Source organism: Dawidia soli, from assembly GCF_018598185.1.
Classification (GTDB): Bacteria; Bacteroidota; Bacteroidia; order Cytophagales; family Cyclobacteriaceae; genus Ohtaekwangia; species Ohtaekwangia soli.
The window spans coordinates 108,158-120,012 of record NZ_JAHESC010000004.1 but is presented as its reverse complement, the minus strand read 5'-3'; the positions used below and the strand labels follow the sequence as shown (position 1 = coordinate 120,012).

Here is an 11,855-nt window from a genome sequence, read left to right as displayed (position 1 = left end):
TTTGATCATCATGAAGACAGAGCAAATTGATGTATTAGTCATTGGCGCCGGGCCGGCCGGTAGTATTGCCGCCGCCAAAGTGCAGCAAGCCGGCCTTTCGGTGCGCGTAGTGGAACGTGAAAAATTTCCCCGGTTCGTGATCGGCGAAAGCCTGCTGCCGCGGTGCATGGAAGTATTGGACGACGCCGGGTTACTGGAAGCCGTCAAGGCAAAGAACTTCCAGCAGAAGTTCGGCGCCAAGTTTATGCGCGGCGACGATCTCTTCGACTTCAACTTTACCGAACAGTTTACACAAGGCTGGACGTGGACGTGGCAGGTACCGCGTGCCGACTTCGACCAGACCCTGATCCAGGAAGTACAACGCCGGGGCGTGCCGGTATCGTTCGAAACAACTGTTACCGGTATTTCCTTTCGCGACGATGAGAGCAGCGTCACGACGGTGACACATGCCGATGGCACCACCGCCCAGATCGATGCCCGTTTTGTCATCGACGCCAGCGGCTACGGGCGTGTGATCCCCCGGCTGTTCAACCTCGATAAACCCTCGTCGCTCGACCCGCGCAAAGCGGTCTTTGCCCACGTAGAAGATATACACCGTCACGAGTTCGATGAGCCCAACCGCATCATCGTGGTGCTCTATGCACCGGGCGTGTGGGTGTGGATCATACCGGTATCGCCCACAGTCACGTCGATGGGCTTTGTCGGCAGCTTCGATTTCTTTAACACGACACCCGGCGACCTGGTCGCGCAGTATAAAACATTGATCCAGTCGCATCCTTATTTGAAAAAACGTTTTGGTGACGCTCCCTGGGTATTCGCGCCGCGCAAGCTCGAAGCCTGGTCGGGTACGACAAGCTCGTTCTACGGCAAGGGCTATGTGTTGACAGGCAACGTGACCGAGTTTCTCGATCCCATCTTTTCCTCCGGCGTGATGTTCGCCACCGTGTCGAGCCACCGGGCCGCGACGCTCGCCATCCGCAAGCTGCAGGGTGAAGCCGTGGATTGGGAGAAAGACTACAGCGGTGTGCTGCAGCAAGGTGTCGATACCTTCCGCACCTACGTCATGGCCTGGTACGACGGCACGCTGGAGAAGATCTTCTTCTCGAAGAATCCCGATCCCGTCATCAAAGCACAGATCTGCTCGGTGCTGGCGGGATACGTGTGGGACCAAGAGAACCCGTTTGTGCGTGACCACCGCGGTGCGCTGGAGCGGCTGGTGAAGCTGATCGACCTGCAACAAAAACTCATGTCACTCCACTAAGCCATGGCCTTTATCACCGCCACGGCCAGCATACGGGCGCAGACCCTGACACGCAACGGTACGATACAGTACCGGGATGCGTCGCCGGCACTGCCGGAGTTTTTGCAACAGGCCTATACGGCCCTGAAGATCGACTACCCGAAGTTTTACAAAATGGACACGCTGTCGAAGCTGGGCTTCCTGGCCACGGAAGCGTTGCTGGCAGACAGCCCGCTGGCGGGGTATCCGCCCGAAGCCGTGTCGTTGGTGTTGTCCAACGCGCACGCGAGCCTCGATACCGATATGCAGTACCTGGCGGCGAGTCGTACACAGCCCAGCCCGGCATTGTTCGTGTATACGCTGCCCAACATCGTCGCGGGTGAGTTGAGCATCCGGCATGGATGGAAAGGCGAGAATGCGTTCTTTATAACGCCCGCGTTTGATGCCGCGCAGGTGGCCGGCTACGTCGCGCTGATACTGGCACAACCGGGCGCACAGGCGTGCGTGGCCGGCTGGGTGGACGTAATGGGCGGGCACCACGATGTTTTCTTATATTTGGCGGAAAATACACGCCGGGGCCTTGCCCTGGCACATACCGCAGAGCAATTAAAAACCCTTTACACAGGATTATGGAACAGTTGATGGCCGATCTGAAAAGACAGATCATTGAAGCGTTGAACCTGAAGCATCTGACGCCCGCCGAGATCGGCGACGATCAGCCACTGTTCGGCGAAGGCCTGGGGTTGGATTCGATCGATGCGCTCGAGCTCATCGTACTGCTGCAGCAGCAATACAAAGTAAAGATCGAGAACCCGCAAGACGGACCCAAGATCTTCCGTTCGGTGCGCACCATCGCTGAATTCATCACAGCCCATAAACCGGCCTAGCCTATGGTACGGGGCCAGCAGGTGTACGTGGCGGGCGTGGGGGTGATCTCGGCAATCGGGCACACCGCCGGCGAAACACTGCACGCACTGCAGCAGGGCACTTCCGGCATAGGCCGCCTCACGCTGTTCCCCTCGGCTTACCAGGATACATTACCGGTAGGCGAAGTATCGCTTTCGAATGAAGCGCTCACCGAGCGCCTCGATCTTCGCGCTCACGCTGTTCCTCCGCGTACTGCCTTGCTGGGCATGGTCGCGGCGCGACAGGCCGTAGACCAGGCGGGAATCGCGCTGGCCGCGTGGCGGTGCGGGTTGATCTCGGCCACTACCGTGGGCGGCATGGACCGCACCGAAAGTTTTTTCCCCGCATTTTTAGAAGACCCCGGTGCAGGCCACCTGCGCGACCTCGTGCACCATGCCTGCGGCAACGTAACCGAGCTGATGGCAGAGGACCTGGGCATCCATAACTTTATCTCCACCATCAACACGGCCTGCTCGTCGTCTGTGAATGCCATCATGTATGGCACGCGGCTGATCGCACAGGGCATGCTGGATGTGGTCGTGGCGGGCGGTGCCGACGCGCTGACGAAATTCACCCTCAACGGTTTTAACAGTCTCAAGATACTCGATTCCGCGCCGTGTCGTCCGTTCGATGCGGGCCGCAACGGCCTCAACCTGGGCGAGGGTGCCGGCTATGTCGTACTCGTCAGCGAGCGTGTACGCCAGCAGTTGCAGCGGCCGCTGCTGGCCACGGTGGCGGGCTTCGGCAATACCAACGATGCCTATCACCAGACCGCATCCTCCCCCGAAGGACGCGGTTCGTACGCCGCCATGACCGGGGCGCTGACCATGGCCGGGCTGCCGGTGGAGGCGATCGACTATATCAACCTGCACGGCACAGGTACCGTCAACAACGATCTTTCCGAGAGCACCGCTATCCAGCGCCTGTTCGGCGAGCATGTGCCCGCTGTAAGCTCCACCAAGGCCTTTACCGGCCACACGCTGGGTGCGAGCGGCGGCATCGAAGCCGTCTTCTCCGTGCTGGCGCTGACCGAGCAATGTATCTTTCCCAACCTGCGCTTTGAGCAGGCCATGCCCGAGACCGGCATCGTGCCGCAGCGCACCTTCGCCCGCGCAGCCGTACGCCACGTGATGAGCAACTCGTTCGGCTTCGGGGGCAATTGTTCTTCCATTATATTCTCCACTTCACCCGCGCGCGCATGACGACACCCCGAAACGATCCGTCACGCGTCTACATCCGGGGCATGGGCTCGATCGCTCCCTGGCGCACTACTGCAGATAGTGCCGTAGCACCCGCCGGCGCGCGCCTTACCTGCCAGGAACCGGTATACGAAGACTGGATCGACCCGCGCCTGCTGCGCCGCATGAGCCGCATCATACGCCTGGGCGTGACCACCGGCATGATGGCGTTGCGCGAAGCACAGGTATCGATGCCCGACGGTATTGTCATGGGCACAGGGTATGGCTGCCTGGAAGACACCGGCAGCTTCATGACCAAGATGGTCACATTCCGCGAGGAGGCGCTGAACCCCACGCCCTTCATTCAATCGACGCATAATACCATCGGCTCACAGCTCGCGCTGCTGCTCGGCTGCCAGGCCTATAACCAGACCTTTACCCAGGGAGCATTCTCTTTTGAACACGCGCTGCTCGACGCTGTGCTGCACGTAAAGGAAGACCCCGCGCGCACGTTCCTGGCCGGCGGTGCAGACGAGATCACCGACATCAGCCATGCCCTGTGGAAACGCTTCGGCGTATTTCGCGAAGACGGCGTGCGGAGCCTGGCCATGTTTAAAGCAGGGCACGGGGTGCTGCACGGCGAGGGCGCCGCATCCTTCCTGCTGGCCGGTACACCGTCGGCCACCGATCGCGCGACGATAGAAGGCATCGAAATGCTCTATAAACCTTCGCATATCGTCTTGCAGCACCGCGTAGCGCAATTTCTCGCCGCGGCCGGTATAACCCCCGCCGACGTCGATGTGGTGCTGGCCGGTGCCAGCGGCACATTACACGACGATGCATTGTTGCTGGAGCTTTGCCGCACCTTGTTCAGCGACAGCTCACGCGGTTTTTATAAACACCTGTGTGGCGAGTATCCCGTGGCCACGGCGTTCGCCTGCTGGCTGGGGGCCGACATCCTGCGTACGGGCCAGGTGCCCGCCGGCGTGTTACAGGTAGATGCCGGGCGCACCCCGCGGTACGTACTGGTGTTCAACCAGTATTTCGGAACGCATTATAGTCTCATATTACTCCGGTCATGCCACGCAACCGCCTAGTGGATCTGCTCACGGTGGCGGTCCTGCTGGCGCTGGTGCTGTGGGACCTGCAGCAGTCGGTATCGATCGGCTGGTATATAGCCGTAGCCGTGGTATACCTATCCATCAACGCGCTCGGCGCCACCGTGCTGTCGCTGCAATACTTTGTACCGGTGCGTTCGCGTGGGGTCCGCACCGATGCCATTGCGCTGACGTTTGACGACGGGCCGGTTCCCGGAAAGACCGAAAAGATCCTGGCGTTGCTGCAGGCACGCGGTGTGCAGGCCGCGTTCTTCTGTATCGGCCACCGTGTGGTGGCGAATCCCCGGACGGTGGCGGCGATCCACGCCGGCGGGCACTTGCTCGGCAACCACAGCTACTGGCACGGCAAGACCTTCGACCTGCAAACCAGGGGTGCCATCGCGGCCGAGCTGCAGGACACAGACTATGCGCTGACGACGGCCCTGGGCCGCAAGCCCCGGTTCTTCCGGCCGCCCTACGGCGTGACCAACCCCATGGTAGCCGGTGCCGTGCGCCGTGGCGGATATACCGTGGTGGGATGGAGCGTGCGCTCGTTCGATACGGTCATACAAGACCGCGCGAAGCTGCTCCGGCGGATCACGCAATCGTTGAAAGGCGGCGACATTGTGTTGTTTCACGACTACAGCGACTGCATGCTGGACGTGCTGCCGGCGTTCCTGGACCATGTGGCCAAAGTTGGTTTGAAAGTTGTACGGGTAGATGAATTACTGCAAGAAAAAGCCTATGAATAGCAAACGGAAACTGGGCGCACTGGCCTGGATGTGTTTTATCCTGACGACAGGCGCCGTGCAGGCACAATATGCCGGCTACAAACCCGTGGCCGACCTGCCGGCGTTCAAGCAGCGCTTTGCGGCCGAGTCGCAAAAGGTGCAATCCATTACCGCGGACTTCACGCAGGAAAAAGTACTGACCGCGCTCACAGAGAAAATCACTTCGTACGGCAAGTTCTGGTTCAAGCGCAGCAACCGCGTGCGCATAGATTATACCAAACCGTTCACCTACCGCATGGTCATGAACGGCGACAAGATGCTGGTACGCGACGACCAGAAGGAGAACCGCATCAACGTGCGCTCCAACAAGCTCTTCCAGCAGGTGAACCGCATCATGATCGATTGTGTGCAGGGTACTATACTCGACAGTAAGGATTTTACCTCGCGCGTGTTCGAGAACGACAAACAATATCTGCTGGAGATGACACCGGCCGGCAAATCGCTCAAAGAGTTCTTTAAGACCATCGTGTTGGTGGTAGAGAAAAAAGACTATTCCGTCAGGTCCATCGAGATGAACGAGCCCGCCGGCGATGTGACGACGATCTCATTCTCCAACAAAACGCTTAACGCCACCGTGGCCGATGAGGTATTTGCTCTTTAGCATACCGCTGTGGCTCGGGGCTTGTACATCGGCCTACAAGGGACTGACCCCGGTCGCGGCCGATCCGGCCTGCGCCGCACGCTGGACACCGCACGGACTCGGCACCGCTTGGTATACCACCTCCGTGGATGTCGTCGGCAAACACATCAGCGGACTGTTATTGATCAAACAAATGCCCGACTCGTCTACACGGGTGGTCTTTACCAACGAAGCGGGGGTCACTTTTTTTGACTTCGCCTTTGCGGCAGACGGCAGCTTCAGCGCCCGGCAGGTGATAAAACAATTGGATAAAAAGCCGGTGATCGAAACGCTGCGCAAGGACTTTGCGCTGGTGCTGGGAGTGCCTTTCCGGAACGGCGCGTGGCAAGCGTGGCAGCGGGGGGACGAGGTTTATTATGGCGTGGCGCAAAAAAAGGAAACCGCATATTTTATAACCGGGCCGGATTGTGCTTCTTTGCGGAGGCTGGAAACCGGCTCGCGGCGTAAACGCAAAGTGACGGTCGAACAAACGGGTAGCAATGCCCTGTTGCCCGACTCCATCATCGTGCGCCACCATACGTTTGCCATGACCATCAGCCTCCGGAAACTAGAACGCCCCTGAATGTTACTGAATAATTTCTACCACATCGTAACAAAAGACCTGGCGCCGGCTTCGGCGCGCGCGGTGATCACGCTGGACGCCGGCCATCGCATCTTTGCGGGGCATTTTCCCGGGCAGCCCGTCGTGCCGGGCGTTTGCATGATGCAGATCGTACGCGAGCTAGCCGAGCAGGGCGTGGGCAAAGCGTTGCAGATCCGCACGGCCGACAACATGAAGTTCCTCTCGATCCTGAATCCCACCGAGCACCGCGAAGTGGTGGTGACGGTGTCCTACACTCCGAACGGCGACCACTATACCGTCGACGGCTCCCTGTCGGCCGAGGCGATCACCTTCTTCAAATTCAAAGGCACATTATCCCCGGCCGCATGACGATGGACGCCGCATTCGAGCAGCACAAAGCCTGCGTGCTGATCCCCACGTACAACAATCTCGTACCGCTGGCGCACGTGCTGCACGACGTGCTGCAGTATACCCGCCACGTGATCGTGGTGAACGACGGTGCCGTCGACGGCACACGCGAGATGCTGGCGCGGCAGTACCCGCAGGTAGCGCTGGTGGACTATGCGCAGAACCGCGGCAAAGGCTATGCGTTGCGCCAGGGTTTTGCCCGGGCCGTGGCCCTGGGGTATACGTATGCCATCACCATCGACTCAGACGGCCAGCACTATGCCGACGACCTGCCGGTGTTCCTGAAAAAATTGGAGACATCGCCCAACGCCATCATTATCGGCGCGCGTAACATGGACCAGGCCAGCGTGCCGGGCAAAAGCAGCTTTGGCAACAAGTTCTCCAATTTTTGGTATAAGGTTGAAACAGGCCTGTCCATGCGCGATACGCAAAGCGGGTATAGAGTATATCCCGTCAAGGCCCTGCAGAACTTTACGTTCGTTACCCGCAAATACGAGTTCGAGATCGAAGTGTTGGTACGGGCTGCCTGGGCGGGAATAGAAGTGACCGAGGTACCGGTAAAAGTGTTCTACCCGGAAAAAGAAAAACGGATCTCGCATTTTCGTCCCTTCCGCGATTTCTCGCGCATCAGCGTGCTCAATACGGTGCTGGTCACCATCACCTTCCTGTATATCAAACCCCGCGACCTCTTCCGGGGGCTTAAAAAAAAAACTTCAGGCAAGTCCTCCGCGAAGTCCGCAGCCAACTCTTTGACCCCCGGGAATCGGCCGGGGTAAAAGCCGCGTCGGTAGGGGTGGGGATTTTTATGGGCATTGTGCCGCTCTGGGGCTTTCAGCTCATCCTGGCCATTGCCCTGGCGTTTGCCCTGCGGCTGAACAAAGCGTTGGTGATCCTGGCCGCCAACATCAGCATACCGCCCATGATCCCGCTGATCTTATTCCTCAGCCACCTGACGGGCCGTCTCTGGATGGGCGACCGCGCGCAGTATATCCGCTTTAGCCGTGACATCGACTTCGCGCAGGTGCAGGACAGCTTCCTGCAATACGTGTTGGGCGCCACCACGCTGGCCGTCGCCGCCGCCCTGGTTTCTGGATTATTAACGTTTGTGCTGGTTAAGGTACTTCGCATGCGCCGGTCTGAGAAATAAGGTATATTTGCCGGTTCAGATGGAGCAGCCTTTCTTATCGCTTTACCGTTTTTTCAAAGCTCGCCGCGCGGCGTTCTGGGGCGTGTTTGCCAGCACCCTGGTGCTGTTGATCCTGGGCGCCCTGCGCCTGGAGCTGGAAGAGGACATCACGCGGTTCCTGCCCAACGACGCGCGGGTGGAAAAGATCAACTACATCTTTCAGCACTCCAAATTTGTAGAACGTGTTGTGGTCATGGTGTCGGTGCGCGATAGCGCCACGCAGGCCCAGCCCGACAGCCTGGTGGTGTTTGCCGATTCGCTGGCCGGCCGCATCGAAGCGAAGCTTGCCCCGTTTGTAAAACACGTGTCGGCACGCGTCGACGACAGCCGCATCCTGGAGCTGTTCCGCACCATACCCCAGGGGTTACCCGTCTTCCTGGAAGATGCCGACTACCGCTACCTCGATTCGATCTCCCGGCCCGACGTGGCCCGCCGGGTGTTGCAAAATAATTACCGCCAGCTGATCTCGCCGTCGGGCATTGTCACCAAGCAGGTGATCCAGCAGGACCCGCTGGGCTTTTCGTTCCTGGCGCTGAAGAAGCTGCAGCGCCTGCAGTACGACGAGAACTACGAGCTCTACGACAACTTTATCATGACGCGCGACCACCGGCACATCCTGTTCTTCCTGCAGCCGGTATACCCGCCGTCGGAAACACGCCACAACGCCGACTTCCTCGCACAGCTGCAAGACCTCATCGACGAGACTGCGCAACAGCATCCGGGGCTGATGGCGTCGTACTTCGGCGCGCCCGTGGTGGCCGTCGGCAATGCCCGGCAGCTGCGCGCCGACACCCTGCTCACGATCGGGCTGATGCTGGGGCTCCTCACGATCGTCATCCTCGGCTTCTTCCGCAAAAAGCGCGTACCGTTCCTGATGATGATCCCCGTGGCGTTTGGCGCACTCTTCTCGCTTTGCTGCATCGCCTTGCTGCAAGGCACGCTGTCGGTACTGGCGTTGGCCGTGGGCGCGGTGATCTTGGGAATTGCCGTAAACTATTCGCTGCATTACCTGGTAGCGCTCAAGCATACACACCGTGCCGAGGAGGTGATCCGCGAGCTGGCGCAGCCGCTCACGATCGGCAGCACCACCACCGTGCTGGCATTTTTCTGCTTGCAGTTCACCAATGCCGTCGTGTTGCGCGACGTGGGGTTGTTCGCGGGCTTCAGCCTGATCGGCGCGGCGTTGTGCTCGCTCATCTTCCTGCCGCACCTGCTGCGCGAAGATCTGCTGACGGCGACGAAGCCCAACGCCCTGCAGCGGATCATCGCGTTTGATTTCGAATCCAACCGTTACATCGTCTACGCCATTCTGCTGCTCACGCCGGTGTTCTTTTACTTCGTCGGCCAGGTAAAGTTCAACAGCGACATGAGCGGCCTGAACTTCATGCGCCCCGAAACACAACAGGCGCAGCAGCGGCTGGAGTCGCTGAACAAAGCATCGCTGAGCTCGATCTATGTCGTGGCCGACGGCGACAACCTGGAAGCCGCCCTGCGGCGCAACGAGCAGGCCATGCCTCCGTTGGAGGCCCTGCGCCATACCGGGCAGGTAGGCAAGATCGCATCGGTATCGTTGCTGATGATCTCCGACTCGCTGCAGCGCCTGCGCATCGAACGCTGGCGCGCATTCTGGAACCCCGAGCGGGTAGCGCGCCTGCGGGAGGCCGTACACGCCGAGGGCGCCGCCCTGCGATTCTCGCCGGTGGTATTACAACGTTTCGATTCCCTGCTGACCCGCCCCTATACACCGCTCACGCCCGACGCCTGGCAGCCGTTCCGCGCCGCGTTCTTCGACGACTATATCATCGAGAAAGATGGCAAGGCGACCATCATCACGCTGGCCCAGGTAGCCCCGGAGAACAAGCCCGAAGTATATACCGCGCTGGCCGCCACACCGGCGCACGCCGTAGACCGCCAGATGCTCACCAACCTGTTCGTCGAGTATATACACGCCGACTTCCGCTTCATCATTACGTTCACGTCGGTGCTGGTGTTTGTAACACTGCTGATACTCTACGGCCGCATCGAGCTGACGCTGATCACGTTCGTGCCCATGCTCGTGACGTGGATCTGGATCCTGGGCATCATGGCGATCGCCGGCATCGAGTTCAACATCATCAACGTCATGGTCTCGACGTTCATCTTCGGGCTGGGCGACGACTATAGCATCTTTATCATGGACGGCCTGCAACAGGAATACCGCACCGGGCGCAAGCTGATGCCCGTGGTGCGCACCTCCATCTTCCTGTCGGCCGTGACGACCATCTGTGGCCTCGGAGTATTGATCTTTGCCAAACACCCGGCGCTGCGGTCGATCGCGGCGATCTCCATCATCGGCATCGGCTGTGTGTTCGTCATGGCGCAGACGCTGGAGCCTTTCCTGTTCCGCACGTTGATCACGCGGCGGACCCGGCGCGGGCGTATGCCGATGACCTTCCTGGGCATGGTCAAAACATTGTTCACCTATAGCTTCTTTGTCTTTGGCGCGGTGTTCCTGACGGTAACAGGGCTCTTGCTCAAGCTGGTGCCCTTCGGACGTAAACAGATCCGCGTACTGTACCATGCCATGCTGGGGTTCTTCACCGGCTCCCTGGTATACCTGGCGCCGCGTTTTCATCGCAAGGTGATCGGCCGTACGCCCGCCACCTTTTCGCGCGCGAGCATGATCGTGTGCAACCACAGCTCGATCCTCGATATACTGCTGACCACCATGTTGCACCCCAAGCTGGTATTGCTCACCAACAAGTGGGTGTGGAACTCGCCGGTGTTTGGCGGCGTGGTACGCCTGGCCGATTATTACCCGGTCATGGATGGCGCGGGCGAAAGCGTGGGACGCCTGCAAGAGCGCATCCACGAAGGGTACTCCGTCGTCGTATTCCCCGAAGGCACCCGTTCGGCCGACGGCACTATCGGGCGGTTTCACAAAGGCGCGTTTTACATGGCGGAGGCGTTGCGCCTGCCGGTACAGCCCTTGCTGATCCACGGCGCGGGCGTGGGCATTGCCAAAGGAGAGGTTTATCTCAATGACGCGTATGTAACAATGGAGTTCCTGCCGCCGATCGAAATCGACGACCCACGTTTTGGCACCGGCTATGCCGAGCGTACCAAAAAGATCAGCCGCTACTTCAAGGAAGAATATAACCGGTTGGCGCGGGCCGAAGAAACACCCGACTATTACCACTACCGGCTTATCCTGAACTACCTGTACAAAGGTCCGGTGCTGGAGTGGTATATGCGCATCAAGCTGCGCCTGGAAAAGAACTATGCGCCGTTCGAGGCGCTGGTGCCGCGCCAGGCTACCGTGCTGGACCTGGGCTGCGGCTACGGCTTTTTGTGTTACATGCTGCAGTTCATGTCGCCCGGACGGACGATCACCGGCGTGGACTATGACGAGGAAAAGATCGCCGTGGCCCAACACGGGTTCCTGCGCACGGACCGGCTGCAGTTTTACCGCGCCGACGTAACGCAATACGACCTGGCGACCTACGACGTCATCATCATCAGCGACGTGCTGCACTACCTCAGCGCCGAAGCGCAGGAAATATTGCTGGTGCGGTGTTTTGCCGCGCTGCAGCCCGGCGGCAGGCTGATCGTGCGCGATGGCAACGCCGACCTGGCCGGGCGCCACCGGGGCACCCGGCTGACGGAGTTCTTTTCGGTACGGGTGCTGAAGTTCAACAAAGCCGGGCAGGCGCTTAACTTTGTATCCGGCAAAGCGCTGACAGCCCTGGCCGAGCGGTACGGACTGCGTGTGATGGTACAGGACGAGACGCGGTTTACCTCCAATGTTATTTTTGTTTTTGAAAAGCCAGGCATGCCTGTAGCAACAGTATAAAGTAACTTTTGACCC

Annotated in this window: 11 protein-coding genes and 1 pseudogene; all 12 read left to right on the top strand. The window is 59.6% G+C overall.

The annotated features are described in order from the left end of the window. The first annotated feature begins 10 nt into the window (after window positions 1–10). The 12 genes and pseudogenes from KK078_RS04135 to KK078_RS04080 all read left to right on the top strand — a co-directional run bounded on the left by KK078_RS04135 (window position 11) and on the right by KK078_RS04080 (window position 11,840). Window positions 11–1,261: an NAD(P)/FAD-dependent oxidoreductase gene (locus KK078_RS04135; RefSeq protein ID WP_254088982.1), complete on the top strand. Its 1,251-nt coding sequence runs from the start codon at window positions 11–13 to the stop codon at window positions 1,259–1,261. Window positions 1,262–1,264: 3 nt separating this feature from the next. Next, window positions 1,265–1,882, top strand: coding sequence for a beta-ketoacyl synthase N-terminal-like domain-containing protein (locus KK078_RS04130; protein WP_254088981.1), 618 nt, complete (start codon window positions 1,265–1,267; stop codon window positions 1,880–1,882). Then, on the top strand, window positions 1,870–2,127 hold the full coding sequence (locus tag KK078_RS04125) for a phosphopantetheine-binding protein (RefSeq protein WP_254088980.1): 258 nt from the start codon (window positions 1,870–1,872) through the stop codon (window positions 2,125–2,127). The genes KK078_RS04130 and KK078_RS04125 overlap by 13 nt, the downstream gene beginning before the upstream one ends. Before the next feature lie 3 nt (window positions 2,128–2,130). Beyond that, entirely contained in the window at window positions 2,131–3,348 is a 1,218-nt protein-coding gene (locus KK078_RS04120; protein ID WP_254088979.1) for a beta-ketoacyl-[acyl-carrier-protein] synthase family protein, read from the top strand. Beyond that, window positions 3,345–4,421 carry a beta-ketoacyl synthase N-terminal-like domain-containing protein gene (locus KK078_RS04115; protein ID WP_254088978.1) on the top strand — a complete coding sequence of 359 codons (1,077 nt, stop codon included), beginning with the start codon at window positions 3,345–3,347 and terminating at the stop codon, window positions 4,419–4,421. The genes KK078_RS04120 and KK078_RS04115 overlap by 4 nt, the downstream gene beginning before the upstream one ends. Beyond that, on the top strand, window positions 4,403–5,173 hold the full coding sequence (locus tag KK078_RS04110; RefSeq protein WP_254088977.1) for a polysaccharide deacetylase family protein: 771 nt from the start codon (window positions 4,403–4,405) through the stop codon (window positions 5,171–5,173). The genes KK078_RS04115 and KK078_RS04110 overlap by 19 nt, the downstream gene beginning before the upstream one ends. After that, window positions 5,166–5,813: an outer membrane lipoprotein carrier protein LolA gene (locus KK078_RS04105; protein ID WP_254088976.1), complete on the top strand. Its 648-nt coding sequence runs from the start codon at window positions 5,166–5,168 to the stop codon at window positions 5,811–5,813. The genes KK078_RS04110 and KK078_RS04105 overlap by 8 nt, the downstream gene beginning before the upstream one ends. Beyond that, window positions 5,794–6,414: a hypothetical protein gene (locus KK078_RS04100; protein ID WP_254088975.1), complete on the top strand. Its 621-nt coding sequence runs from the start codon at window positions 5,794–5,796 to the stop codon at window positions 6,412–6,414. The genes KK078_RS04105 and KK078_RS04100 overlap by 20 nt, the downstream gene beginning before the upstream one ends. Beyond that, entirely contained in the window at window positions 6,415–6,783 is a 369-nt protein-coding gene (locus KK078_RS04095; RefSeq protein ID WP_254088974.1) for a hotdog family protein, read from the top strand. Beyond that, complete coding sequence (locus tag KK078_RS04090; RefSeq protein WP_254088973.1) at window positions 6,780–7,598, top strand: glycosyltransferase family 2 protein; 819 nt, start codon at window positions 6,780–6,782, stop codon at window positions 7,596–7,598. The genes KK078_RS04095 and KK078_RS04090 overlap by 4 nt, the downstream gene beginning before the upstream one ends. Next, window positions 7,598–7,969: pseudogene (locus tag KK078_RS04085) on the top strand (DUF2062 domain-containing protein); the annotation flags it as partial. The gene KK078_RS04090 and the pseudogene KK078_RS04085, both read left to right, overlap by 1 nt. 19 nt (window positions 7,970–7,988) lie before the next feature. Next, window positions 7,989–11,840 carry a trifunctional MMPL family transporter/lysophospholipid acyltransferase/class I SAM-dependent methyltransferase gene (locus tag KK078_RS04080; protein WP_254088971.1) on the top strand — a complete coding sequence of 1,284 codons (3,852 nt, stop codon included), beginning with the start codon at window positions 7,989–7,991 and terminating at the stop codon, window positions 11,838–11,840. Window positions 11,841–11,855: the final 15 nt, after the last annotated feature.

Bases quoted from the DNA above. Each gene is read 5' to 3' on its own strand.
- KK078_RS04135 (WP_254088982.1), top strand. From the start codon at position 11: ATGAAGACAGAGCAAATTGATGTATTAGTCATTGGCGCCGGGCCGGCC.
- KK078_RS04130 (WP_254088981.1), top strand. From the start codon at position 1,265: ATGGCCTTTATCACCGCCACGGCCAGCATACGGGCGCAGACCCTGACA.
- KK078_RS04125 (WP_254088980.1), top strand. From the start codon at position 1,870: ATGGAACAGTTGATGGCCGATCTGAAAAGACAGATCATTGAAGCGTTG.
- KK078_RS04120 (WP_254088979.1), top strand. From the start codon at position 2,131: ATGGTACGGGGCCAGCAGGTGTACGTGGCGGGCGTGGGGGTGATCTCG.
- KK078_RS04115 (WP_254088978.1), top strand. From the start codon at position 3,345: ATGACGACACCCCGAAACGATCCGTCACGCGTCTACATCCGGGGCATG.
- KK078_RS04110 (WP_254088977.1), top strand. From the start codon at position 4,403: ATGCCACGCAACCGCCTAGTGGATCTGCTCACGGTGGCGGTCCTGCTG.
- KK078_RS04105 (WP_254088976.1), top strand. From the start codon at position 5,166: ATGAATAGCAAACGGAAACTGGGCGCACTGGCCTGGATGTGTTTTATC.
- KK078_RS04100 (WP_254088975.1), top strand. From the start codon at position 5,794: ATGAGGTATTTGCTCTTTAGCATACCGCTGTGGCTCGGGGCTTGTACA.
- KK078_RS04095 (WP_254088974.1), top strand. From the start codon at position 6,415: ATGTTACTGAATAATTTCTACCACATCGTAACAAAAGACCTGGCGCCG.
- KK078_RS04090 (WP_254088973.1), top strand. From the start codon at position 6,780: ATGACGATGGACGCCGCATTCGAGCAGCACAAAGCCTGCGTGCTGATC.
- KK078_RS04080 (WP_254088971.1), top strand. From the start codon at position 7,989: ATGGAGCAGCCTTTCTTATCGCTTTACCGTTTTTTCAAAGCTCGCCGC.